The following is a 24,881-nucleotide window of genomic DNA, read 5'->3' on the forward strand; positions in this document are numbered from 1 at the left end:
ATCGCCTCCAGAGCATGAACTGAACCGCCGTATGCGGAACCGCACGTACGGTGGTGTGAGAGGGCTGAGGGGGTAACCCCTCACCCTACTCGATTCTCTGGTTGCGGCGTGTATAGAAGTGAACCCGCATGGGCTGTTGCTAAGATGAAAAACAAGATTTGTTTTTATCAAACAAATTTTGACTACAGGATTGTGTCTTGCTAATGTTTGGCAGCGTTTCCACACGGCGCGATGCGATGCGCCGGTGAGTAAAGCAGGACAAGACAGGAAAGACCAGACAGGCAAGACAGGCAAAGACGCCAGAAGGCGCACGGGGAGAGCAGGCGCGGCGCGTTAGCGGTGGTTTCGCTGACGCGCGCGAATGCAGAAAAGAATTCGAAGAGTAACGTAAAGCATTTAGTAAGGAATGCTTGCGATGGAGACGTATTACCCAGAGTGTGTTTGCGCCGGCTAATCGAGAAAGTCGGAGGCGGCACCCATCTGGCATAAGCAGTCGAGCTGTGCAAGTCCAGATAATGCAATTAGTAGTCCGATACTAAAGATACCAGGGTGTTCCTGCTGGATTGTCGCGCGCTTTGCGCGGCGAGCCGGTATTGCGCGAAGTCGCGCGCGGGGCAATCCGGAAGGAATGCGGCGAATCGAAGCCGTCTATCGAGCGGAGCGGTCCATGAGACCGCTCTTCGAATCAAGGGTGTGGCCATACTGACAAGTGGGAAGGGGAAACATGAAACAACGTGCATTGGCGATAGCCATCAGAAGAATAATCTGGGCTGAGCTGGCGCTATCGGCTGCGATTGCGGGACCCGTATTCGCGCAGACGCAGCCGGCAACGAACGGTACGACGGCAGCGGCGCCGGATGCGGCAAGCGGCGCGGCCGCCGCCGCACCGGCAGCGGCGTCGTCCACGAGCGGCGCGACGACAACTGATTCGAACGGAGTGCAGAAACTGAAGCGCTTTGAGGTGACCGGCTCGCTGATTCGCCAATCCGACAAGACCGGCTTCCAGCAGGTGCAGACCGTTACGCAGAAGGACATTCAGGCGAGCGGCGCAACCACGGTGTCGGACTTCCTGCGCTCCACGTCGGCGAACTCGGCTAGCAGCTGGGGCGACAACTATACGTACAGCACGGCGCCGGGCGGTGCGGGTATCGCGCTGCGTGGCCTCAGCGAAAAGTACACGCTGGTGCTGATCGACGGTCAGCGCGTGGCGCCGTATGCACTGAACACGAACTTCACCGACTCGTTCGTCGACCTGAACGCGCTGCCGCTCAACATGATCGACCGCATCGAGATCGTGAAGACCGGCGCGGTGTCGGAGTATGGCTCGGACGCCATCGCCGGTGTGGTGAACATCATCACCAAGCACGACTTCCAGGGCCTGCAGCTGGACGGCAGCGTCGGCGGTGCACAGCACGGCGGCGCGGGCACGGAAAAATTTAACGTGCTCGGCGGCTTCGGCAACCTGACGTCGGACGGCTTCAACGTCACGGCTGCTGCGAGCTATTCGCACACGAGCGGCATAGATCTGAGCCAGCGCAGCACGACGGCCGACCAGAACTGGCCTTATGCGAACAACGCGCCGACGTCGTACTGGCAAACGCCGAACGGTCCGCAGGCGCTGAGCCCGTGCCCGTACGGCGGCAAGACGATCTCGACGTCCAATTCGATCACGGGCGCGTTCCAGTCCGGCACGGCCTGCGGCTATAACACCAGCAACGTCGATTCGCTGTCGCCGCAGAACGAACATGCGAACGTGAAGGTTCACGGCACGTTCAAGATCAACGACGACGTCCAGGCTTACGCCGACCTCTGGGACAGCTACTCAACGAGTTCGCTCGTGAGCAACGTCGCGGGTGTCAGCGGTCTTGGCTCGCCGCTGACCTATTCGCCGGCTACCGGTCTCGTCGCGCAGAACAACACGGTTTCCGCGACCAACCCGTACAACCCGTACGGTGTCGCCACGCCGCTCAACTACACGTTCCCGGGCATGCCGAACGGCATCCAGTCGGTGTCGAACTTCTGGGCGTTCTCGACGGGACTGAAGGGTTCGTTCGATACGTCGAAGTACGGTACGTGGAACTGGGGTACGAGCTACGGTCACTCGCAGAGCATCATCTCGGTCACGGACACGAACGCGATCGACACGACGGGTTACCAGAACTTCCTGGCTGGCGGCTTCGATTTCGCGGATCCGTCTGCGACGCCGAACGGTCTGAACGGCATGTTCAAGAACGTCGAGTACTCGGCGATCTCGAAGCTGGACGTCGTCGATGCGACGATTTCGACGCCGAACCTGTTCCACCTGCCGACGGGTGACATCGGCGTCGGCTTCGGTGCGCAGTTCCAGCATCAGAGCGAATTCATCTCGGACCCGACCGGTACGGACACGGGCCAGACGCTGATCGCCGGCATTCCGCTGCAATCGGCGGACGCGAGCCGGAACGTCGCCGCGGTGTACTACCAGATCGACATTCCCATCATCAAGAACCTGACGTTCAGCCAGGCCGGCCGTTACGACCACTACAACCAGTTCGGCGGCGCATTCTCGCCGCGCTTCGCACTGCGTTACCAGCCGCTGCAGGCGTTCACGGCTTACGCGTCGTACAACCGCGGCTTCCGCGCGCCGACGATGGTCGAATCGTCGCGCAGCGTGTCGCTTGGCTCGCAGAACGCGATCGATACGGATCCGGCCAGCGCGCAGTATGGCCAGAACGTCAGCGCGGCCGAGCTGATGCACGGCAACCCGAACCTGCAGCCGGAACGCACGAAGAACTACAACATCGGTTTCGAACTGTCGCCGGCGCGTAACACGGACTTCGGTTTCGACTGGTACAAGATCGACGTGAGCAACGTGATCGGTATCGCGCCGCTGCAGCCGACGATCGACGCGAACAATCCGGCCACCGTGGTGCGCGACCCGAACACGGGCGTGATCGACTACGTGAATTCGCAGCTGGTCAACTTCTCGTACCTGCATACCGACGGTTTCGAAGGCACGTTCCATCAGGCACTGCCGACCAAGCTGGGTACCTTCGCGCTGTCCACGGACTGGGCGTACGTGTGGCACTTCGTGACGCCGGGTCTGGCGAGCGGCGCGACCGATGCGGCGGGTAACAACAGCTCGCTGGCGCTGTCGTTCGGCGGTTCGTTCCCGCGCTGGAAGGGCAACACGACGGTCAGCTGGACGTCGCCGGACCGCAAGTGGAACACCGCGCTGACCTGGAACTACACGGGTTCGTACGCGGATACCACGCTGCAGTCGGAGTTCGGTGCAACGGGTATCCCGACGCAGATCGGTTCGTTCAGCGTGTTCAACCTGACGGCAACGTACACGGGCTTCAAGCACTGGACGATTTACGGCGGCATCGACAACATCTTCAACAAGGCGCCGCCGTTCGATCCGAACTTCGAGTACTACCCGTATTACCAGACGGGCTACGACACGTCGCTGTACAACTTCGTCGGTCGCTTCGCCCAGATCGGCGCAACCTACAAGTTCTAACCTGAAGGTGTCGTAGAAGCAGGCTTTTGTGTGTCCCAGGGTCGCTCCGGTTCCCCGCATTCACCCCCGGAGCGGCCCTCTTTTGTCAGGCGGTAAGCAGTCGAGTAGCAGCGGGAGGCGTCGCACGCGGTCGGTGCGGCGCCGCTTTGCATCCGGAGCTGGAAACCTCGTGCGCTGGCCACAAGCCGGTGCGCGTCCTTGCGCAGAAAGATGATGAGACTTGTGAAGTTGCGCTGCCCGCGTTCGATACGGGCGCCCGCGATCCTGGCCACGGCCGCGCTGACGCTGTGCATGGCGATGAGTTCGCCCGCGCATGCGAGTTCGTCGATCGCCCAGTACGATCAGCCGAGATATCCGGCCAATTTCACGCATTTCGATTACGCGGACCCGAACGCACCACGCGACGGTTCGTTCGTGTTCGACAACTACAACGAGCTGCAGAGCTACGATTCGCTGAATCCGTTTCTCGTGCGCGGCGCGCCGGCGCCGGACATCCAGAACCTGATGTTCGATACGCTGATGCAGCGCAGCTGGGACGAACTCGCGTCGGAATACGCGCTGATCGCGGACGACGTCGGGGTCGCGCCCGATCTCACGTCCGCGACGTTCCATATCAATCCCGCCGCGCGTTTCTCGAACGGCGATCCGATCACCGCGGAAGACGTCAAGTATTCGTTCGACACACTGTCGAGCCCGCAGGCGTCGCCGATGTTCAACGCGCAGTTCGCGGTGATCAAGCGCGCGGTGGTGGTGAACCCATCCACCGTGCGCTTCGAGTTCAAGCATCCGGAGCGCGACGCGCCGCTGATCGCGGGCGACCTGCCGATCTTCTCTCCGAAGTGGGGGATGAAGCCGGACGGTACGCGCCCCGCCTTCGACCAGATCTCGAATGTGGAGCCGATCGCGAGCGGCCCGTATCTGATCGAATCGCGCCGCAACGACAAGGAAATCGTCTACCGCCGCAATCCGAACTACTGGGCGGCGGATCTACCGTCCCGCCGCGGCATGTTCAATTTCTCGCACATCACGTTCAAGCTGTACCTCGACCAGTACACGCAGCTCGAAGCGTTCAAGGCGGGCGACATCGATGCGCGCGTCGAATACAGCGCGACGCAGTGGGCGCGCAAGTACGTCGGCAAGAACTTCAACAACGGTCTGCTGAAGCAGGTGAACGTGCCGGACGGCCCCGCGCAGATGCAGGGCATGGTGATCAACATGCGCAAGCCGATGTTCCAGGACGTGCGGGTGCGCCATGCGTTGACGCTGGCATTCGACTACGACTGGATGAACCGGATGATGTTTTACGGCCAGTACGTGCGCACCAACAGCTTCTGGGAGGCGAGCCCGTTCGCCGCCACCGGCATGCCGAGCGAAAAGGAGCTTGCGCTGCTCGGGCCGTACCATGCGGAATTGCCGCCCGAGGTGTTCGGCCCGATGGTGAAGCAGCCCACCACGATTCCGCCGAACTCGCTGCGCGACAACCTGAAGGAAGCGCGCGATCTGCTCGCGCAGGCGGGCTGGCACTATCGCGACGGCGCGCTGCGCGACGCGAACGGCACGCCGATGACGATCGAGATCATCGACGACCAGCCCGGTATGGACCGGCTGATCCTGCCGTACATGCAGGCGCTCGGCATTCTTGGCATCCAGGCGCATATGCGTGAACTGGACAGCGCGCTGTACGAGAAGCGGATGGATAACTTCGAGTTCGACATGACGACGTACATCTATCCGCCGGTCACGATTCCGGGCGGAGAGCTGACGCGCCGCTTCGGCAGCGCCGCCGCGTCGCAGCCGGGTTCGGAAAACTATTCGGGCTTGAAGTCGCAAGCCGTGGATGCACTGATCCGCGCCGCGCTCTCGGCCAATACGATGGACGATCTGCAAACCGCGGTTCGCGCGCTGGACCGCGTGCTGATCAACACGTATCTGCTGGTGCCGGAGTATTACGCGCCGAACTCGCGGATCGGCTACAAGACGACGCTGGGCTTCCCGAAGATCGCGCCCGCTTCGTACCAGGCCGAAGACTATCTCGTCGACTACTGGTACAAGAAGACGCCCGCGGCATTGTCCGCTGCCGGTCCGAATGCGGCGAACGCATCCGGCACGCACTGAAAGCGGAGGACATCTCATGCTCAACTACATCCTTCGGCGCCTGATGCTGATGGTGCCCACCCTGATCGGCGTGGTCACGCTGACCTTCGTCGTCACGCAGTTCGTGCCGGGTGGGCCGGTCGAACAGGTGATGATGCAACTCCGCCACGGCGCCGGCCGTGGCGGAGAGACGGGGTCGGGCGGCGGCGGCTATCACGGCAGCCAGGGCGTCGATCCTCAGCAGATCGAACAGATCAAGAAGCAGTTCGGCTTCGACAAGCCACCGCTCACGCGCTACCTCACGATGCTGAAGAACTACGCGACCTTCAACCTCGGCGAGTCGTACTACCAGCACGACACGGTATGGAACGTGATCCGCTCGCGCATGCCGGTGTCGATCACGCTCGGGCTGTGGACCGTGATACTCACGTATCTGATATCGGTGCCGCTCGGTATAGCGAAAGCGGTGCGAAACGGCTCGCGCTTCGACACCGTCACGAGCGTGCTGGTGCTCGCGGGTTACGCGATTCCTGGCTTCGTGCTGGGCGTGCTGCTGCTGATGCTGTTCGGCGGCGGCACCTTCTGGCAGGTGTTCCCGATGCGCGGCCTCACGTCGGACAACTTTCAGGACCTGAGCGCGTTCGGCAAGGTGCTCGACTACCTGTGGCACATCGTGCTGCCCGTCACCGCTTCGGTGGTCGGAAACTTCGCGATCGTCACGATCCTCACGAAGAACACGTTCCTCGAAGAGATCGGCCGGCAGTACGTGCTGACTGCGCGCGCGAAGGGCGCGCCCGAGCACGACGTGCTGTGGAAGCACGTGCTGCGCAACGCGGCCATTCCGCTGCTGACGGGTTTGCCCGCCGCGTTCGTCGGCGCATTCCTGAACGGCAACCTGCTGATCGAAACGCTGTTCTCGCTGAACGGCATGGGCCAGCTGTCGTACGACTCGGTGATCCGCCGCGACTATCCCGTCGTGCTCGGTTCGCTGTTTCTGTTCACGCTGATCGGCCTTGTCACCAAACTCATTGCTGACGTCTGCTATGTCCTCGTCGACCCCCGCATCCAATTCCACCGCCTGGACCACTAAGGTGGACGCGCTCGCGCATGTCACCTCGCCGTCGCCGTGGCGGCGAACGTGGCGGCGTTTTCGCGCGCAACGTCTCGGCTACTGGAGCCTCGTGATCTTCGTCGCGCTGTTCGCGATCAGCCTGCTCGGCGAAGTGCTCGCGAACGACCGGCCGCTGGTGGTGCGCTACGACGGGCACTACTACTTCCCGATCGTGAAGGACTATCCCGAGACGCTGTTCGGCGGCGATTTCCCGGCAAAGACCAACTACCTCGATCCGTTCATCCGTTCGCGCTTCGACGGTCACGGCAACTTCGCGATCTATCCGCCGAATCACTACCACTACGACACGATCGACTACTTCGCCGCGCACCCGTATCCGGCGCCGCCGTCGTCGAGCAACTGGCTCGGCACCGACCAGTTCGGCCGTGACGTGCTGTCGCGTCTGCTGTACGGCTTCCGGCTGTCGGTGTTGATGGCGTTTGCGCTCACCGTGTCGGGCGTTGTGCTCGGCGTGCTGTCGGGCGCGCTGATGGGCTTCTACGGAGGGCGCACCGATCTGATCGGGCAGCGGCTCGTCGAAATCTGGAGTTCGATGCCGGACCTGTACCTGCTGATCATCTTTGCGTCGATCTTCGAACCGTCGCTGTGGCTGCTGTTCATCCTGCTGTCGATGTTCGGCTGGCTGGTGCTGTCCGACTACGTGCGCGCCGAGTTCCTGCGCAACCGCGCGCTCGACTACGTGAAGGCCGCGCGCACGATGGGCTTGTCGAACTGGCAGATCATCTGGCGCCACGTGCTGCCCAACAGTCTGACGCCGGTGATCACGTTCCTGCCGTTCCGGATGAGTGCGGCGATCCTGTCGCTCACGTCGCTGGACTTCCTGGGGCTGGGTGTACCGCCGCCGACGCCGAGTCTCGGCGAGCTGCTGCAGGAAGGCAAAAACAATCTGGACGCGTGGTGGATCTCGATCTCGGCATTCGCCGCGCTGGTGATCACGCTGCTGCTGCTGACCTTCATGGGCGACGCGCTGCGTAACGCGCTCGATACGCGTGCGCGCGGTTCCGCATTCGGAGGCGGCAAGTGACGATGAAACCGCAAGACATGACGAGCGACGCGGCGCGCCCGCTGCTTTCCATCGAAAACTTTTCGGTGTGCTTTGGCGACAAGGTCGCGGTGGACAATCTGAATCTCGCGATCGGGCGTGGCGAGCGTGTTGCGCTGGTCGGCGAATCGGGCTCGGGCAAGAGCGTGACCGCGCTCTCCGTGCTGCGCCTGGTCGAGCATGCGACGCTGTCGGGGCGTCTGCTGCTGGACGGCGAAGACCTCGTGCAGAAGACCGAGCAGCAGATGCGCGGCATCCGCGGCGCGGATGTGGCGATGGTGTTTCAGGAGCCGATGACGGCGCTCAATCCGCTCTACACGATCGGTCAGCAGATCGCGGAAAGCCTGCGCCTGCACGAAGGCATGCGGCCGAACGCGGCGCGTGAGCGCGGCATCGAACTGTTGCGCCGCACCGGTATTCCCGAGCCGGAGCGCCGTATCGACAGCTTCCCGCATCAGCTTTCGGGCGGCCAGCGTCAGCGCGCGATGATCGCGATGGCGCTCGCGTGCCGGCCGCGTCTGCTGCTCGCCGACGAACCAACCACCGCGCTGGACGTCACCGTGCGTCAGCAGATCGTCGACCTGCTGATCGAGCTGCAGGAACAGGAAGCGGCAAAGCGCGGCATGGCCGTGCTGCTGATCACGCACGACCTGAACCTCGTGCGCCGCTTCGCGCAGCGCGTCGCGGTAATGGAGAAGGGCGTGCTCGTCGAAACCAACACCACGAACGCGCTGTTCTCGAACCCGCAGCATCCGTACACGCAGCGGCTGCTCGACAGCGATCCGCAACGCGCGATCGATCCGGTCGAAGACGATGCGCGCGAGATTCTCGACGTGCGGGGCGTCGCGGTCGACTACAGCGTCGGCGTGAAGGGCTGGCGGTCGCTGTTCGGCCGCTCGACGTTTCGCGCGGTGCACGACGTCGATCTGACGCTGCGTCGTGGCGAGACGATCGGCATCGTCGGCGAATCGGGCTCGGGCAAGTCGACGCTCGCGTCCACCGTACTCGGCCTGCAACGCGCCGCGCAAGGCGAGATTCATATCGACGGCATACCGCTCGCGACGCCGAAAACCGGCGCATCGCGGCGCGCGCTGTACGCGAAGATGCAGGTCGTATTTCAGGATCCTTTCGCGTCGCTGTCGCCGCGCATGACGATCGAGCAGATCATCGGCGAGGGCCTGCGCGTGCACCGTCCACAGTATGATGGGAATGCGCGCCGCGGCCGCATCGCGTCGCTGCTCGAAGAGGTGGGACTGCCGGCGGAATCGATGCTGCGCTATCCGCACGAGTTCTCCGGCGGTCAGCGGCAGCGGATCGCGATTGCGCGCGCACTGGCGGTGGAGCCGGAACTGATCGTGCTCGACGAGCCCACCAGCGCGCTCGACGTGTCGATCCAGAAGCAGGTGCTGACGCTGCTGACGGGCCTGCAGAAAAAGTACCAGCTGAGTTATCTGTTCATTACGCACGATCTCGCCGTGATGCGCGCAATGGCGCACCGCGTGATCGTGATGAAGGCGGGGCGTGTCGTCGAATCCGGCGAGACGCTCGACGTGCTCGATGCGCCGACGCATCCTTACACGCGGTCGTTGCTCGCGTCGTCGATGATGATGTCGGAGCGGGCGGCGATCGCCGCGCTCGCATCGATGCCCACGTCGGTGCCTGTTTCCAGCTAGCGGGAGCGAATCGCATGATCGATGAACGATGGGTGAGGGCGGCCGGCGCGCTGCACTGCCGCGCGGATTTCTGGTCGCTGCGCATCGTCGATGAAGTCACGGAAGACCACGAGGTCCGCAACGACGTCGCGCAGCCGCTGAGCACGTCGCGCGATCGCGGCGCGATGCTGATCGCGTGGGTCGGCGCGGGCGCGGGCTACGCGGCCACCGCGAACCTCTCCGCCGAAGGGCTGCAGGCGGCGCTCGCGCTCGCCACGCAGCGTGCGGAAGCGAGCGCGGGTGTTTCGCTGATCGATCATCGCGAAGTGCGTCGCCCTGCCGATAGCGGCCGCTATGCGTCGCCGAATCTCGTCACACCGTTGCCGTCGCGGCGCGAATGGATCGATCGCCTCGCGCACGAATGCGCGAACGCGGCGCTCGATGCGCGAATCGTGGAACGCAGCGCCGCGATGCGCATCATCCACAGCGACCAGCTGTATCTGACGGGCGACGGTGTGCGCATCGACCAGCAGTACCGCTTCGTGATGCCGCAGATGAGCGTGGCCGCGCACGCGAACGGCCTCACCCAGGTGCGAACGCTCGGCGCATACGCGACGCTCGCGCAGGGCGGCATCGAGATTCTCGCGCAGCATCGCTTTCACGGCGCCGGTGCGCGTCTTGCCGACGAGGCGCTGCAACTGCTCGCCGCGCCGAACTGCCCGTCGGGTCCGCGCGACCTGCTGCTGATGCCGGACCAGATGATGCTGCAGATTCATGAATCGATCGGCCATCCACTGGAGCTGGACCGCATTCTCGGCGACGAACGCAATTTTGCGGGCTGGAGCTTCGTGAAGCCGGAGATGTTCGGTTCGTATCGCTACGGGTCCGAGCTGCTCAACATCACGTTCGACCCCGAGCTGCGCGAAGAGGCAGCCAGCTATGCGTTCGACGACGACGGCAGCGCCGCGAAGAAGGAATACCTGATCCGCAACGGCGTGCTCGAACGTCCGCTCGGCGGTGCGCTGTCGCAGCAGCGCGCGAACATGCCCGGGGTCGCGAATGCGCGCTCGGCAGGCTGGAACCGCGCGCCGATCGACCGCATGGCGAACCTGAATCTCGAACCCGGCACGCAGACGCTCGACGAGATGATCGGCAACATCGAGCACGGCATCGTGATGCGTTCGAATACGTCGTGGTCGATCGACGATCATCGCAACAAGTTCCAGTTCGGCTGCGAGTTCGGCCAGCTGATCGAAAACGGCAAGCTGACCCAGGTGGTGCGCCAGCCCAACTATCGCGGCATCTCGGCGAACTTCTGGCGCAGCCTGTCCGCGGTGGGCAACGCGGATACGCGCGGCGTGTACGGCACGCCGTATTGCGGCAAGGGCGAGCCGGCCCAGGTGATCCGCGTCGGCCACGCGTCGCCGGCCTGCGTGTTCAGCAACGTCGACGTATTCGGAGGCGCCTGATGACGGATGCTTTGCAAGCGCGCACGTCCGGGTTGCAGGGCTGGCACGCGCAGTTCGATACACTCGCGCACCAGCTGGAGCGGCTGCTGTCCGCGAGCGAAACCACGTTGCTGTCGTTCGCGGCGGAGCATTCCGACTTCATCCGCTTCAACGCCGGCAAGGTGCGGCAGATCGGCCACGTATCGCAGGGCACGCTGACGCTGCGCCTGATCGATGGCCAGCGGCAGGCGTCGTCGAGCTTCACCGTGAGCGGCGACGCCGCGGCGGATCTGCGCGATCTGACCGATGCGCTTGGCACGTTGCGCGACGGTCTGCGCGATGCCGCCGACGATCCGCATCTGCTGTTCGACACGACTTCATGGCAGCGCACGTCGACGCGCGATGGCCGGTTGCCCGAGCCGGGCGCGTTGATCCGTATGGTCGCGGAATGCGCGAAGGGTTTTGATTTCGTCGGCTTCTATGCCGGCGGCACGCTTGCACGCGGCTTCGCTTCGTCGCTCGGCAGCCGCGGCTGGTACGAAGTCAGCAACTTCAATTTCAGCTGGTCGCTGTACGACCCGAGCGGCCGCGCAATCAAGACGACCTATGCCGGCGACGACTGGCGCGACGACGTGTTCGCCGCGAAGCTCGGCGAAGCTGCGGAGCGGTTGCCGATTCTGTCGCGCACGCCGCATAGTCTGAAACCCGGCGGCTATCGCGCATGGATTGCACCCGCTGCGCTGGCCGAACTGTTGTCCGTCGCGAGCTGGAACGGTTTTTCGGCGCGCGCGAAAGCCACCTCGCAAAGCGTGCTGCGCAAGCTGTACGCGGGCGAGGTCGCGCTCGATGCGCGCGTGTCGCTTGCCGAATCGCTCGAGCTGGGCATTACGCCGGCTTTCAATCAGGAGGGCTATCTGCGCGACAGCGTTAATCTCGTGCAGGCAGGGCGCGGTGCCGATGTGCTGACGAATGCCCGCAGCGCACGCGAATACGGATTGCAGCCGAACGGCGCGCTCGAACAGGAAGCGCCGGTCGCACTATCGATGCAGCCAGGCACGCTGGCGGACGCCGACGTGCTCGCCGCGCTCGATACCGGGCTTTACATCGGCAACCTCTGGTACGTGAACGTCTCGGACCGGATGAACTGCCGGCTGACCGGCATGACGCGCTTCGCGACGTTCTGGGTGGAGGGCGGCAAGATCGTCGCGCCGGTGGAGGCGATGCGTTTCGACGACAGCCTGTATCGGCTGCTAGGCGATCAGCTCGAGCAGATCGGCGCACAACCCGAACTGCTGCTGAACGACTCGACCTACGGCGAACGTTCGACGGGCGGCGAACAGCTACCCGGCATCCTCGTGAGGAGTTTCGAACTGACGCTCTGACCCAACCGTTCCGCTTCGACCATGGCCGTAGAACGATGAATACGACAACAACGAAAGAGCGCGCGGCCCTTCCCGAGGGCGTCGTGGTTCGCGCGGTTCAGTTGACCGACGCGGAGCAGTTGCAGGCGATGCGCGCGGATCCGGCGGTATTTCATCCGGGCAGCGCGGGGTTGCCCTACGTGTCGCTGGAACGTATCCGTGCGTGGATCGAGCGGTTGGGCACGCCGCCCAGCATCGCGCTGGTCGCGGAACTGGAGGGCATGTTGCTTGGCAGCGCGGAGCTCACGCCGTTCACGGGGCGCCGTGCGCACGCGGGTGGAATCGGCATGGGCGTGCATGCGGCGTGGCACGGGCGCGGTGTCGGTAGCCGGCTGATGACCGAGCTGCTCGATATCGCGGATAACTGGCTCGGTTTGCGACGCGTGGAACTACGGCTTTTCGCTGACAATGAAGCGGCCCTCGCGTTGTATCGTAAGTTCGGTTTCGAAGTCGAAGCGCACATACGCGGCGAAGCGTTGCGCGATGGCGTGTTCATCGATGGTCTGCTGATGGCGCGCCTGCGTCCAGGTGCTCCGTTCGCGGCCGCCTGAATTTCGTCGCGGCGATTCGCCAGTCAATCTTTAGCAATCGATATGAAAGCAAGCGGGAACGTGTCACCGTCTTCGATAGATGCCGCGCCGCGCGAAGCAGCGGGTATTGCCGTGCGCGTGATCGAAGGGACGGATCTCGCGGCGATCGCGGCGATCGCGAACCGCCGCGCCGTGTACCGCGAAATGCTGATGATCCCGCATCTCACGGCCGACGCGATGAAGCAGCGCTTCGACAAGCTGCCAAAGCACACGATCGCGCTGTGCGCGACGGTCGACGCGCAGGTGGTCGGCTACGCTTTGCTCGAACCTGCGCCGCCGCGCCGCGCGCATTGCGCTTCCATTGCACTCGCGGTGCACGACGAGTATCAGCGGCGTGGCGTTGGCGCAGCGCTGCTGAAAGCGTTGCTCGATTGCGCCGACCAGTCGTTCGGATTGCGGCGCATCGAGCTGACCGTGTTCGCCGATAACGCCGCGGCGATCGCCCTGTATGAGCGTTTCGGCTTCGTCGAGGAAGGACGCTCGCGCGGCTACGCAATGCGCGACGGCGTGCTTGCCGACGCGCTCCACCTGGCCCGCTTCGCCGACGCGCCCGCGTTCGCGAGCGCCTGAGCGGAGCGCGACGTGCCGTCATTCTTCATCGACCGTCCGGTATTCGCGTGGATCGTCGCGCTTGCGATCGTCGTCGCGGGCGTGCTGTCGATTCCGCAACTGCCGGTTGCGCAGTATCCGCGCCTGGCGCCGCCGCGCGTCGTGATCGCGACCACGTATCCGGGCGCATCGACGGAGACCGTCGATAGCGACGTCGGCAGCATCATCGAGGAAAGCCTCGATGGCGCGGACAACATGCTTTACTACGAGACGTCGAGCGACGCGCAAGGCGACATCGAAATCGACGTGACGTTCGCGCCGGGCACCAATCCCGACATGGCGATGGTCGACGTGCAGAACCGGTTGAAGCAGGTCGAGCCGCGGTTGCCGCAACAGGTCACGCAGCAGGGCATCGCGGTGTTCAAGGCGGCCAACACATTCCTGATGCTGGTCGCGCTCACGTCGACCGACGGCACGCGCGATTCCGCGCAGCTGAGCGACTACCTGAACCGCTACCTGTTGCGCGAACTCAAGCGCACGCCGGGCGTCGGCTCCGCGGAACTGTGGGATGCGGACGAAGCGCTGCGGATCTGGCTCGATCCGCAGAAGCTGCGTGAATTCGGCCTGGGCGCATCCGACGTGACGGCGGCGATCAGTGCGCAGAACGCGGCGGTGACGGCAGGCACGATCGGCGATGCGCCATTCGTCGACGGTCAGCAGCTGACGGCTTCGGTCGACGTGAAAGGCCAGCTGATGACGCCGCGCGAGTTCGGCCAGATCGTGCTGAAGGCGAAGCCGGATGGCTCGGCAGTGCGGCTTGCCGATGTGGCGCGGATCGAAGTGGGCCGCGACAACTACGAGTTCTACTCGCGCCTGAACGGTCGTGCGGCCGCGACGGTCGGCATTCAGCTCGGGCCGCGCGGCAATGCGCTGGCTACATCGGAGGCGATCCATGCGCGGCTCGACGAGCTCAGAAAACGCCTGCCGCCGGGTATCTCGGTGGAGGTGCCGTTCGACAGCGCGCACTTCGTGGACATCGCGATCCGTGAAGTGGTGTTGACGCTGCTCGAAGCGGTGGTGCTGGTGTTCTGCGTGATGTGGCTGTTCCTGCGCGAGCTGCGCTATGCGCTGGTGCCGGCGGTCGTGATTCCCGTCACGCTGATGGGCGCGTTCGTCGCGATGAACGAACTCGATCTGTCGATCAACGTGTTCACGATGTTCGGTCTCGTGCTGGCGATCGGCATTCTGGTCGACGACGCGATCGTCGTCGTCGAAAGCGTGCACCGCGTGATGGACGAAGCGCATCTGTCGCCGCGCGATGCAACGCGCCGCGCGATGAAGCAGATCGGCAGCGCGATCGTCGGCGTGAGCGCGGTGCTGACCGCGGTGTTCGTGCCGATGGCGTTTTTTCCAGGCGGCGTGGGCGGCATCTACCGGCAGTTCGCGGTCACGATGATCGCGTCGATGCTGGTGTCGTCGTCCATGGCGCTCTCGCTCACGCCGGCGCTGTGCGCGAATCTGCTGAAGCCGCGCCGTCACGATGACGCGGCGCGAAAGGGCTCGCGCAAACGCGTCGGCGCGCGTTTCGCCGACGGTTTCGCGAGCGGCTTCGAGCGCGCCGCGCTCGGCTACCGCTGGCTCACGGCTCGCACCGTGCGGCGTGTGGGCCGCGTGATTGCGGTGTACGTGGTGCTGCTCGTGGTGGGCGGTCTGCTGTACTGGCGCATGCCCGGCGGCTTCCTGCCGATCGAGGACCAGGGGCAATTGCAGGTGATGATCCAGCTGCCGCCTGGTTCGACGCAGGAACGCACGTTCGCGGTCGTCAAGCGCGTCGAAACGCTGCTGCATGCACAGCCCGCGATCGCGAACGTGACGAGCGTGATCGGCTGGAGCTTCGTCGGCAGTGGACAGAACGTCGCGATGGCGTTCGTCGATCTGAAGGACTGGTCGAAGCGCACGGTCAGCGCCACTGAATTGCAGGACAGGCTTAACGAGCAGTTCGCGAAGATCGTCGATGGTGAAGTGGATGCGCAGTTGCCGCCGTCGGTGCCGGGAATGGGGCATTCGGAAGGCTTCACGTTCCGTCTCGAAGATCGCGGCGGGATCGGTGTCGACGCATTGAAAGCCGCGCGTCAGCAACTGTTCGACGCGGCGAAGAAAGACTCACTGCTGACCGACGTGCACGCGGAAGATCTGCCGGACGCGCCGCGCGTCGAACTCGACGTCGACCGCGCGAAGGCGTATGCGCTCGGCGTGCCGTTCGATCACGTGGCCGATCTGCTCGGCAGCACGTTCGGCTCGAACTACGTCGACGATTTTCCGGCGGGCGGCCGGATGCGCCGCGTGCTGGTCGCGGCCGATGCGCCGTCGCGGATGAGCGCGGACGATCTGCTCGCGATGGCGGTGCCGAACACGTCGGGTGCGATGGTGCCGCTGTCGTCGTTCATCACGAAGCGCTGGACGGTGGGCCCGGTGATGCTGAACCGCTACAACGGCTACCCGTCGCTCGACGTAAGCGGCCGGCCGGCGCGCAATGCGAGTTCGGGCGCTGCGATGGCGGAAATGGAGCGCCTCGCGGCCGCGCTGCCGCAAGGCGTCGCGTACGACTGGGTGGACGCGGCCCGCGAGCAGAACGAAGCGGCGCGGCAGACGCCGCTGCTGATCGGTCTCTCCGTGCTGGCGGTGTTCATGGTGCTCGCGGCGCTGTACGAAAGCTGGACGATTCCATTCGCGGTGCTGATGGTGGTGCCGCTCGGCGTGATCGGCGCGCTTGCCGCGGCACAGTTGCGCGGCATGCCGAACGACGTGTACTTCAAGGTCGGCATGATCACGGTGATTGGACTGTCCGCCAAGAACGCGATCCTGATCGTGCAGTTCGCGCGCGAACTCGCTTCGCGCGGTGTGCCGTTGAGCCGCGCGGTGCGCGATGCGGCGGCGGCGCGCTTCCGGCCGATCGTGATGACGTCGGCGGCGTTCCTGCTCGGCGTGGTGCCGCTCGTCTGGGCGAGCGGGGCGGGCGCCGAAAGCCGGCGTTCGATCGGCACCGGCGTGTTTGGCGGCGTGCTGGCCGCGACGCTGTTCGGGCTCGTGTTCGCGCCGGTCGCGTTCCGGGTGATCGCGGGGTTTGGCGGACGGGAGCGGATGGCGCCGGAAGGTCGGATGCGCACGGTCGTGCTGGGTGATGACGACGAAGACGGTGGTTCTCGTGAAGCGGCTGAATCGGAATCTGGTGTCGATTTGAGCTGATCTGGCCTCCTCGATTCACCCCATTGCTTACGGCGAAACCGCCTCGTATGCTTCGGATGCAGTGGGGAAAAATTAGATCAAATCGGGGGCCAAAAAATGTTCGAGATGGATCCGGAAATGGATTTCGGGGAGCGGCTGTCGTTATGGTGGTCGTGTTTCTGGCGGCAGATGGCGTTTGCCGCGTTGGCGGCCGTCGTTGTGATGGCTGTGTTTGGGATTTTTGTGGTGATCTGGATGAAAGATGGTCATCACCATGCGTCGCCGGGGGGCATTGGCGCATTGGCCGGATTGATCGTGGCCGTCGTCGCGATTCCCTTTACCGGCGATGCCATCCGGCGCGCTTTCATCGTTCAGGACTTGACCGCGCCCAGGCGCATCGATTTCTGGAGCGCAACCATGCTCGGACTGACCACGTTCGGTTGGGGGATTATCGCCGGGCTGCCGGGTTCGCTCGTCACCGAGCCATTTCATAAGATCGGCCATCCGTTTATGGGCCTCCTCGTCAGTTTTGTCATCGGCATTCCGCTAACCATGTACATCGTCCTGCCCCGTCAGGCGCGCCGGTTGCGGCTGCAATGCGGCTACGACGAGTGAACTGACACCACGGGTTCCCGAACGGGGACCCTCGCAAAACCATCCCACCCCAAACGCCTCCAGAAATTTCCCTTGCAAATGTGCGTACGCACAGATAGACTGCATCGCATGAACCGTCCACTCTCCTACGACGAATGCAACTGCTTTGCGCTGCGCCAGGCGTCGCGCTTTGTTACGCAGTTGTATGAGCGGCATCTTGCTGAGGTTGGCGTCACGGCCGCGCAGTTCACGATTCTCGCGAAGCTGGCGCGCCGCCCGAACCTGACCATGGTGGAGCTCGCGGACGCGATGGTGATGGACCGCACCACGCTCGTGCGGGCACTGAAGCCGCTGCAACGCGATGGTTTCATCGCATCGGATTCGGCGGAGCACGACACGCGCACGTATGTATTCAGCCTCACCGAAAGCGGCGAACGGGTGTTCGATGAAGCGGCGGCCGCGTGGCGTGCCGCGCAGGAAGAGTTCGAAGCGAAGTTCGGCAAGTCGCGCGCGAAGCTGCTGCGCAAGGAACTGTTCAGCCTGACCGAGGCGGAATAGGGCGGTTGCCGGTGTCATACCGGCAACGCGGCGTCGATCGGGCTGTTTTGTTTTATCTGTTGAAGTGCATATGCACTAATAGACTGACTGGAACGCACGGTATGCAAGTCCCGCCGGAAGACGATTGCTTCGCGATACGCCAGGCTGCACGTTACGTGTCGCAGATCTACGACCGTCATCTGGCGAAGGCTGGCCTGACGACCACGCAGTATTCGATTCTCGGTCGCCTGCGCCGGCTCGGCAGGTTGACCACGCAGCAGATCGCGACGGCGATGGTGATGGACCGCACAAGCGCCGTGCGGGCAATCCAGCCGCTGCAGCGCGACGGTCTGGTCGACAGTCGCGTCGAGGGCAGGCGAGCGATGACCATCGGGCTGACGGCAGCAGGCAGCGCGCGGCTCGAACTGGCCGGCGCGCACTGGATCGCCGCGCAGGACGAATTCGAACAACGCTTCGGCGCCGCGCGGGCGGAAGCGTTGCGGCATGAACTGCTCGACATGACGCGTGACTGAACCGGCAGTAACAGGTTTTTTGCAATCGGCAGCGCGCGGCATCGTGGCGCTTTTTTTCACCCTATCTTAGTGCATACGCACATATCATCATGTCCACCACTCCGACAACCGTTGCACCGGCCGGCGCAGCGGCCATTCCGAAATCCGGCACGCGCCGGATTCCGTGGATGCCGCTCGCGCTCCTCACCGTGCTCGTCGCGCTTGCCGCGGCGGGATCCTACTGGTTCTTCATCGGCCGCTTCATCCAGACGACCGACGACGCGTACGTCGGCGGCGACGTCACGGTGATGGCGCCGAAGGTCAACGGCTTCGTGACCGACGTGCTCGTGCAGGACAACCAGTTCGTGCATGCGAACCAGGTGCTGATCCGTCTCGATTCGCGCGACTACGACGCGCGGCTCGCGCAGGCGCAGGCCGAAGTGGACAGCGCGAAGGCGGCGGTGGTGGAACTGCAGGCCAAAAAATCGCTGCAACTGGCGGTTATCAACCAGCAGTCGGCGGAGGTGCGCGCTTCGGGAGCGGAATTGACCCGCAGCGCGGAAGACCAGGCGCGCTATCGCGCACTGGTCAAAGACGAGGCCGTATCCGATCAGGTGGTCGAGAAGGCGGACGCGGACCTGCTGAAGGCGCGCGCGGCGGTGGATCGCAGCAACGCGTCGCTCACGGCGGCACAGCGCGAAACGTCGGTGCTCGATGCGCAGATCAACGATGCACAGGCGCGCGTCGCGACGGCCGAAGCGGCACGACGGGTCGCCGCGTTGAATGTGGAGTACACGACGATCCGCTCGCCGATCGACGGTTACGTCGGTAATCGCACGGCACGGGTCGGGATTCTCGCGAACACCGGCGTGTCGCTGCTGACAGTCGTACCCGCGACCGGCTTGTGGGTCGACGCGAATTTCAAGGAAGACCAGCTGAAGAAGATGCACGTGGGCGATCCGGCGGATGTGGAACTGGATGCATCGAGCGGCACGATTCACGGCGTGGTGGAAAGCCTTGCGCCGGCGACGGGCGCAACCTTCAGCGTGCTGCCCGCGGAAAACGCGACCGGCAACTTCACGAAGATCGTGCAGCGCGTGCCGGTGCGCGTCCGCCTGACGGTGCCGAAGGAGAAGGAGGGCGTGCTGCGCCCGGGCCTGTCCGCGACGGTCAAGGTGCATCTGCAGTCCGGCGGCGAAGCCGCGAGCCAGTCGTAAGCGGGCAGGGACGATCGATCATGACTACCTCCAGTGCCCCGCTGATCAACCCGATGGATCTGCCGACGCGTACCAAGGTCATCGCGTTCGCGGCGATGTGTCTCGGCTTCTTCATGGCGACGCTCGACATCCAGATCGTCGCGTCGTCGCTGCGCGATATCGGCGGCGGCCTGTCCGCGAGCCAGGACGAGCTGTCGTGGGTGCAGACCTCGTACCTGATCGCCGAGATCATCGTGATTCCGATGTCGGGCTGGCTCACGCGTGTGTTTTCCACCCGCTGGGTGTTCGCGATCTCGTCGCTCGGCTTCACGATTACGAGCATGCTGTGCGGCCTCGCGTGGGACATCAACTCGATGATCCTGTTTCGCGGGCTGCAGGGCGCGCTGGGTGCGGCGATGATCCCGACCGTGTTCACGACGGCGTTCGTGCTGTTCGGGCCGAAGCAGCGGCTGATCGCGTCGACGACGATCGGCGCGCTCGCCACGCTCGCCCCGACGATCGGCCCGGTGATCGGCGGCTGGATCACGTCGGTGTGGTCGTGGCACTGGCTGTTCTATCTGAACCTCGTGCCCGGCGTCGTCGTGACGGTGCTGGTGCCGCGCGTGGTCAACTTCGACCGCGCGGATATTTCGTTGCTGAAGAAGGGCGATTACTTCGGCATCCTGCTGATGTCGGGATTCCTCGGCTGCCTCGAATATGTGCTTGAGGAAGGCCCGCGCAAGAACTGGCTCGGCGACGACGTGATTCTCGTGTGCACGTGGGTGTGCGTGATCTGCGGCTTCCTGTTTCTCGTGCATGCGTTCACGGCGAAAGAACCGATCGTCGATCTGCGCGCCCTCGCGGTACGCAACTTCGGCATCGGCAGCCTGCTGTCGTTCATTACCGGTATCGGCATCTTCTGCACCGTATTCCTGACGCCGGTGTTCCTCGCCCGGGTGCGGGGCTTCGATTCGCTGCAGATTGGCGTTGCGTTGTTGTCAGTCGGCGTGTTCCAGCTGCTCGGGCTCGTCGTCTACTCGACGCTCGCACGCTTCGTCGACATGCGCTGGCTGCTCGTCGCCGGGCTCGTGATGTTCGGCGTCGGCTGTTACCTGTACGTGCCGCTGACGAGCGACTGGGGCTGGCAGCAACTGCTGTTGCCGCAGGCGCTGCGCGGCTTCGGCCAGCAGTTCGCGATTCCGCCGATCGTCACGATGGCGCTCGGTTCGCTGCCGCCGTCGCGGCTCAAATCGGCGAGCGGCCTGTTCAACCTGATGCGCAACCTGGGCGGCGCGATCGGTATCGCGGTGGCGAGCACGATGCTCAACGACCGCCTTAACCTGCATTACGAACGGCTCGACGAGCACGTGAGCGTTGGCCGGCCGGTGATCGAAAACCTGCTGCACCAGCAGACCGCACAGCTCGCGGCGACCGCGGGCGATGCGCTGAATGCTGCGAATGCAGGGCTCGGCATGCTGAACCAGCTGCTGATACGCGAGGCGCTCACGCTGACGTTTTCCGATGCGTTCTATGCGGTCGCGCTGTGCTTCGTCGTCGGCTTGCTAAGCGTGCTGTTCTCGCGGCCGTTCGGCAACGTCGCGCCGCCGCCCGATGCGCATTGACCACCACGGATCACATATCACTCCACACACGAATCATCGCCAGACCGACCCCAACGAGTCCCATCATGAAATCGATCATTGCCGCCGCCGTTGCCTGTCTCGCCGCGCTCGGCTTTGCAGGCTGTGCGGTGCAGCCCGAGCAGCACGCCGATCTGCCGGCCACCGTGCAGAAGACCGCGCCCGACGCGTTCAGCGTCGCGGCGCCGCAGGACACCGCGAATCCCGATGCATGGTGGGCGCAGTTCGGCGATCCGGTGATGCACGAGCTGGTCGCGTCGGTGCTGAACGACAACCTCGACGTGCAGGCCGCCGTCGAACGCGTGAAGCAGGCGCAGTCGGTCGTCACGCAGAATCGCGCCGCGCTGCTGCCCGAACTCGATGCGACGGCGAACGCGTCGTACCAGCGCATCGAAGTGCCGCCGCCGCTCGGCTATGTGAAACAGGCCGGTGTGGGACTCGCGGCGAACTGGTCGCCGGACGTGTTCGGCGGCGAACGTCTCGCGGTGCTGGCGGCACAGGCGCAGGCCACGCACAGCAAGGAAGCGCTCGACCAGCTGCGGCTCGCCCTCGCGGCCAATACCGCGAGTGCGTACATCGATCTGCGCTGGGCGCAGGAGCAGCTGCAGATCCTGAACGACAACGAGGGCATCCGTCAGAGCGCACTGAAGCTCACGCAGGAACGTCTGCACTATGGTCTCTCGACCCAGCTCGACGTGGCGCGCGCGCAGAACCAGCTGCAGGAACTGCAGAGCCAGCTGCCGCGCGTGCAGTCGCAGATCCAGCATCAGCTGAGCCTGATCGCGGTGTACTCGGGCCGCACGCCCGAGAGCGTGAACTCGCAGATGCTCACGGAGGCGCGGCCGATTCCGGTACCCGCGCAGGGCACGCCGCAGATCCTGCCGTCGGAAGCGCTGCTGCGCCGGCCCGACGTCGATGCAGCATATGCGACGGTCGAGCAGCGCGCGGCGGAAGTGGGCGCGGCCAAAGCGCAGCGCTATCCGCAGTTCAAGCTGAATCTCGCGGACGGTCTGCTCGCAGCGTCGTACCTCGGTTTGCCGACGCTCACCGACAACCTGTTCAGCGCGGCGCTGAGCGCGACGAGCCCGATTTTCAACGCGGGCCGCATCACCGCGAACATCGACCAGAACGAGAACCGCATGCGCGAGTCGCAGCTGGGCCTGCAACAGACGATGCTGCGGGCGCTGAAGGAAATCGAAGATACGCGCAGCGATCTCGTGAGCCGTTCGCAGCAGGTGGATCGTCTGGGCGGTGCGCTCGATGCGTCGGGTCATGCGCTGAAGCTTTCCACCGAACTGTACAAGGGCGGCGCGTCGAGCTTCCTCGATGTGCTCGACGCGCAGCAGGCGTATCTGCTCGATTCCGAATCGCTGAACGACGCGAAGCGCGAGCATGCGCTCGCCGCGGTCGCGCTGTATCGATCGCTCGGCGGCGGCTGGGAAACGCGTGCGAATGGCGATGATGCGCATGCGGTGGCGTCGGGCGCAAACAGCGTGACGACGGCGGCGAATTGACGAGCCAACTGAAGCGTACGAAGGGCGCATTTTTGACCACGCAGCGCATCGACCCGATGCATCGCACGAATTCCTGCTAACGTCTGCGCTGTAGACAAACCACACGCGGGCGCCGGCATGCGGCGCGTGCACGCGTGCTTCACATCATCCGAGGATCAACGATGCGTATTCTGGTGGTAGGTGCGGGAGCCGTGGGCGGCTATTTCGGCGGACGGCTCGCAGCCGCGGGCCGCGACGTCGCGTTTCTGGTGCGCAAGGCGCGCGCGGCGCAACTGCGCGACGCGGGGCTCGTGATCCGCAGCCCGCGCGGCGACGTGACGCTGCGCGACGTGAAGACGGTGGACGCGGCGTCGATCGACGGCCCTTACGATCTGGTGCTGCTGAGCTGCAAGGCGTACAGCCTCGACGATGCGATCGAATCGTTCGCGCCGGCCGTCGGGCCCGGCACGCTGATCCTGCCGCTGCTCAACGGCATGCGTCACCTCGACGTGCTGACGGAAAAATTCGGCGCGGCGCACGTGCTGGGCGGCCAGTGCATCATCGTGGCGACGCTGAACGAACGCAAGGACATCGTGCACATGAACGAGGTTGCGTCGATGACGTTCGGCGCGCTCGAGGGCGGCATCGACGAACGCGTGCAGGCGATCGCGGCGGAACTGTCGAACAGGGGCTTCGACGTGTATCCCGACGAAAACGTGCGCCAGCAGATGTGGGAGAAGTGGGTGTTCCTCGCGACGCTCGCTGCGAGTACGTCGCTCTGCCGCGCGGCGGTGGGCGACATCCTGAGCGCGCCGGACGGCAAACGTCTGATCGAAGGCATCTTCGCCGAATGCGGCGAGATCGCGAAGCAGAACGGTCATCCGATCGGCGAGGGGCTCGTGTCGCGCGCGGCGGCGACGTTTTTCGTGCCGGGTTCGCCGCTCACCGCATCGATGCTGCGCGACATCATGAATGGCGCGCCGATCGAAGCGGACCACGTGATCGGCGACCTGATCGCGCGCGGCGGTCCGCAGCAGCATGACGACGCCACGCTGTCGCTGCTGCGCGTCGCGTATACGCATCTGAAGGCCTACGAAGCGCGTCAGGCTAAAACGCCTGCCTGACGGTTGCCTGATTGCGGCAACATCGCCATCGCCCCTGCCGGCAAGGCCGCGTTTCGCAACGCGCGAATGCGCGGCCGCGCGCGGGCAGTAGAATCGATGCTCGCGATACGGTACCGATCACTGCGCCGACAGGAGGGCGATCATGCGAAATCCGGACGGCTCGGTCACAGCGCTCAGCTCGGCGTCCGCCACGGTGTTCTCGATCGGTATCGTGTTTCTCGGCTACTGGGGCGTGCACGAGGCGTCGCCCTGGAAGTTCAGCGACGTGCTGATCGCGCTGTTCGCGCTCATCGGCTTTGCGAGTCTCGGTTTTGTGCCGTTCGTCGTCACGCGGCCGATCGACGGCACGGGTCCCAATCGCCACATCCAGACCGCACGCGTGATGTTCGCACTGGGCGTGGTGACCCTCTGGCTGGCCGTGGCTATTTCGATCGTGTTCTGACAGGCCGCTAGAAAAGCCTCGGCGTCCCCACCCACACCACGGTCGATTCCTTGCGCGCCGTGTTTGCCCAGCTGTGCGGCACCGTCGATTCGTAGTGGGCGCTGTCGCCAGAGTGCAGCACGAACGTCTTGCCTTCCAGCGTGAGCGAAACCTCGCCGTCCAGCACGTAGATGAATTCCTCGCCGGCGTGCGTCGTCACTTCCGAACGCTTCTGACCGGGCGGCATGCGCACGAGGATGGCCTCGAGCTGACGGCCGCCCGACATGTTGGTCAGGCGCGCGAACAGGTTCGCCGAATCGGCGAAACCGAAGAACTTCAGTTGATCTCCGCGAATGACCGAGCGTTCCTCGCTCGGCGTGTCGACGAAATACTGCACCGTCACGCCCAGCGCGCTCGCGATGCCGGCGAGCGAAGTGAGCGATGGCGTGGCGTGACCGCGTTCCACCTGCGACAGGAAAGGTTTGGAAATGCCCGCGGCCGTGGCCGTATCGTCGAGCGTACGCTTCAACCGCTGCCGCAATGCGCGGATCTTGCTGCCCAGCGCGAGTGCCGGGGTGTCCTTCTCAATGGGAGAGACCATATCGGGGTGATTATCAGCCAGTCAAAATTTGTTTGGTATATGAAAATTTTGTTTGATACCCTTCCGGGGCAGCGCGAATTCCCCGGCGATGCGTCCCATGTTTCTTCA

At 64.4% G+C, this 24,881-nt stretch carries 19 protein-coding genes; 18 read left to right on the top strand and 1 reads right to left on the bottom strand.

What is annotated here, in order from left to right; genetic code table 11:
* The first annotated feature begins 724 nt into the window (after window positions 1-724).
* The 18 genes from DVS29_RS30530 to DVS29_RS30615 all read left to right on the top strand — a co-directional run bounded on the left by DVS29_RS30530 (window position 725) and on the right by DVS29_RS30615 (window position 24,193).
* The gene (locus DVS29_RS30530) at window positions 725-3,502 is read left to right on the top strand and encodes a TonB-dependent receptor (protein WP_118184262.1); all 2,778 of its coding nucleotides are present in this window, start codon (window positions 725-727) and stop codon (window positions 3,500-3,502) included.
* A gap of 213 nt (window positions 3,503-3,715) precedes the next feature.
* Window positions 3,716-5,617, top strand: a complete 1,902-nt coding sequence (locus tag DVS29_RS30535; RefSeq protein ID WP_118184301.1) for an extracellular solute-binding protein — start codon at window positions 3,716-3,718, stop codon at window positions 5,615-5,617.
* A gap of 16 nt (window positions 5,618-5,633) precedes the next feature.
* Complete coding sequence (locus DVS29_RS30540; RefSeq protein WP_118184263.1) at window positions 5,634-6,686, top strand: microcin C ABC transporter permease YejB; 1,053 nt, start codon at window positions 5,634-5,636, stop codon at window positions 6,684-6,686.
* Window positions 6,640-7,752: an ABC transporter permease gene (locus DVS29_RS30545; RefSeq protein WP_118184264.1), complete on the top strand. Its 1,113-nt coding sequence runs from the start codon at window positions 6,640-6,642 to the stop codon at window positions 7,750-7,752. Before DVS29_RS30540 ends, DVS29_RS30545 begins: the two co-directional genes overlap by 47 nt.
* 2 nt (window positions 7,753-7,754) lie before the next feature.
* Entirely contained in the window at window positions 7,755-9,443 is a 1,689-nt protein-coding gene (locus DVS29_RS30550; RefSeq protein WP_240655865.1) for an ABC transporter ATP-binding protein, read from the top strand.
* 14 nt (window positions 9,444-9,457) lie between these two features.
* Window positions 9,458-10,891 (top strand): TldD/PmbA family protein, encoded by a 1,434-nt coding sequence (locus DVS29_RS30555; RefSeq protein ID WP_118184265.1) that lies wholly within the window; start codon window positions 9,458-9,460, stop codon window positions 10,889-10,891.
* Entirely contained in the window at window positions 10,891-12,252 is a 1,362-nt protein-coding gene (locus DVS29_RS30560; RefSeq protein WP_118184266.1) for a TldD/PmbA family protein, read from the top strand. Before DVS29_RS30555 ends, DVS29_RS30560 begins: the two co-directional genes overlap by 1 nt.
* Window positions 12,253-12,287: 35 nt before the next feature.
* Window positions 12,288-12,842, top strand: a complete 555-nt coding sequence (locus tag DVS29_RS30565; RefSeq protein ID WP_118184267.1) for a GNAT family N-acetyltransferase — start codon at window positions 12,288-12,290, stop codon at window positions 12,840-12,842.
* A gap of 60 nt (window positions 12,843-12,902) precedes the next feature.
* The gene (locus tag DVS29_RS30570; protein WP_240655866.1) at window positions 12,903-13,451 is read left to right on the top strand and encodes a GNAT family N-acetyltransferase; all 549 of its coding nucleotides are present in this window, start codon (window positions 12,903-12,905) and stop codon (window positions 13,449-13,451) included.
* A 12-nt stretch (window positions 13,452-13,463) separates the two neighbouring features.
* Window positions 13,464-16,676: a multidrug efflux RND transporter permease subunit gene (locus DVS29_RS30575; RefSeq protein ID WP_118184269.1), complete on the top strand. Its 3,213-nt coding sequence runs from the start codon at window positions 13,464-13,466 to the stop codon at window positions 16,674-16,676.
* A 96-nt stretch (window positions 16,677-16,772) separates the two neighbouring features.
* Window positions 16,773-17,270, top strand: coding sequence for a hypothetical protein (locus tag DVS29_RS30580; protein WP_124800737.1), 498 nt, complete (start codon window positions 16,773-16,775; stop codon window positions 17,268-17,270).
* 108 nt (window positions 17,271-17,378) lie between these two features.
* Entirely contained in the window at window positions 17,379-17,807 is a 429-nt protein-coding gene (locus DVS29_RS30585; protein ID WP_118184271.1) for a MarR family winged helix-turn-helix transcriptional regulator, read from the top strand.
* Between the two features lie 101 nt (window positions 17,808-17,908).
* Window positions 17,909-18,319 carry a MarR family winged helix-turn-helix transcriptional regulator gene (locus DVS29_RS30590; protein WP_118184272.1) on the top strand — a complete coding sequence of 137 codons (411 nt, stop codon included), beginning with the start codon at window positions 17,909-17,911 and terminating at the stop codon, window positions 18,317-18,319.
* An 89-nt stretch (window positions 18,320-18,408) separates the two neighbouring features.
* Window positions 18,409-19,515 (top strand): HlyD family secretion protein, encoded by a 1,107-nt coding sequence (locus DVS29_RS30595; RefSeq protein ID WP_205962543.1) that lies wholly within the window; start codon window positions 18,409-18,411, stop codon window positions 19,513-19,515.
* A gap of 20 nt (window positions 19,516-19,535) precedes the next feature.
* Complete coding sequence (locus DVS29_RS30600; RefSeq protein WP_118184274.1) at window positions 19,536-21,116, top strand: DHA2 family efflux MFS transporter permease subunit; 1,581 nt, start codon at window positions 19,536-19,538, stop codon at window positions 21,114-21,116.
* Between the two features lie 65 nt (window positions 21,117-21,181).
* On the top strand, window positions 21,182-22,648 hold the full coding sequence (locus tag DVS29_RS30605) for an efflux transporter outer membrane subunit (RefSeq protein WP_118184275.1): 1,467 nt from the start codon (window positions 21,182-21,184) through the stop codon (window positions 22,646-22,648).
* Between the two features lie 161 nt (window positions 22,649-22,809).
* Window positions 22,810-23,751: a 2-dehydropantoate 2-reductase gene (gene panE, locus DVS29_RS30610; RefSeq protein ID WP_118184276.1), complete on the top strand. Its 942-nt coding sequence runs from the start codon at window positions 22,810-22,812 to the stop codon at window positions 23,749-23,751.
* A gap of 142 nt (window positions 23,752-23,893) precedes the next feature.
* Complete coding sequence (locus tag DVS29_RS30615) at window positions 23,894-24,193, top strand: hypothetical protein (RefSeq protein ID WP_118184277.1); 300 nt, start codon at window positions 23,894-23,896, stop codon at window positions 24,191-24,193.
* A gap of 7 nt (window positions 24,194-24,200) precedes the next feature.
* On the opposite strand, the gene DVS29_RS30620 is transcribed toward DVS29_RS30615, so the two are convergent.
* Window positions 24,201-24,773, bottom strand: coding sequence for a cupin domain-containing protein (locus DVS29_RS30620; protein WP_118184278.1), 573 nt, complete (start codon window positions 24,771-24,773; stop codon window positions 24,201-24,203).
* Window positions 24,774-24,881 lie beyond the last annotated feature (108 nt).

It is taken from the genome of Paraburkholderia phosphatilytica (genome assembly GCF_003443895.1).
In the GTDB taxonomy this organism is placed as follows: domain Bacteria; phylum Pseudomonadota; class Gammaproteobacteria; order Burkholderiales; family Burkholderiaceae; genus Paraburkholderia; species Paraburkholderia phosphatilytica.

Bases quoted from the DNA above. Each gene is read 5' to 3' on its own strand.
- DVS29_RS30530 (WP_118184262.1), top strand. From the start codon at position 725: ATGAAACAACGTGCATTGGCGATAGCCATCAGAAGAATAATCTGGGCT.
- DVS29_RS30535 (WP_118184301.1), top strand. From the start codon at position 3,716: ATGAGACTTGTGAAGTTGCGCTGCCCGCGTTCGATACGGGCGCCCGCG.
- DVS29_RS30540 (WP_118184263.1), top strand. From the start codon at position 5,634: ATGCTCAACTACATCCTTCGGCGCCTGATGCTGATGGTGCCCACCCTG.
- DVS29_RS30545 (WP_118184264.1), top strand. From the start codon at position 6,640: ATGTCCTCGTCGACCCCCGCATCCAATTCCACCGCCTGGACCACTAAG.
- DVS29_RS30550 (WP_240655865.1), top strand. From the start codon at position 7,755: ATGAAACCGCAAGACATGACGAGCGACGCGGCGCGCCCGCTGCTTTCC.
- DVS29_RS30555 (WP_118184265.1), top strand. From the start codon at position 9,458: ATGATCGATGAACGATGGGTGAGGGCGGCCGGCGCGCTGCACTGCCGC.
- DVS29_RS30560 (WP_118184266.1), top strand. From the start codon at position 10,891: ATGACGGATGCTTTGCAAGCGCGCACGTCCGGGTTGCAGGGCTGGCAC.
- DVS29_RS30565 (WP_118184267.1), top strand. From the start codon at position 12,288: ATGAATACGACAACAACGAAAGAGCGCGCGGCCCTTCCCGAGGGCGTC.
- DVS29_RS30580 (WP_124800737.1), top strand. From the start codon at position 16,773: ATGTTCGAGATGGATCCGGAAATGGATTTCGGGGAGCGGCTGTCGTTA.
- DVS29_RS30585 (WP_118184271.1), top strand. From the start codon at position 17,379: ATGAACCGTCCACTCTCCTACGACGAATGCAACTGCTTTGCGCTGCGC.
- DVS29_RS30590 (WP_118184272.1), top strand. From the start codon at position 17,909: ATGCAAGTCCCGCCGGAAGACGATTGCTTCGCGATACGCCAGGCTGCA.
- DVS29_RS30595 (WP_205962543.1), top strand. From the start codon at position 18,409: ATGTCCACCACTCCGACAACCGTTGCACCGGCCGGCGCAGCGGCCATT.
- DVS29_RS30600 (WP_118184274.1), top strand. From the start codon at position 19,536: ATGACTACCTCCAGTGCCCCGCTGATCAACCCGATGGATCTGCCGACG.
- DVS29_RS30605 (WP_118184275.1), top strand. From the start codon at position 21,182: ATGAAATCGATCATTGCCGCCGCCGTTGCCTGTCTCGCCGCGCTCGGC.
- panE (WP_118184276.1), top strand. From the start codon at position 22,810: ATGCGTATTCTGGTGGTAGGTGCGGGAGCCGTGGGCGGCTATTTCGGC.
- DVS29_RS30615 (WP_118184277.1), top strand. From the start codon at position 23,894: ATGCGAAATCCGGACGGCTCGGTCACAGCGCTCAGCTCGGCGTCCGCC.
- DVS29_RS30620 (WP_118184278.1), bottom strand. From the start codon at position 24,773: ATGGTCTCTCCCATTGAGAAGGACACCCCGGCACTCGCGCTGGGCAGC.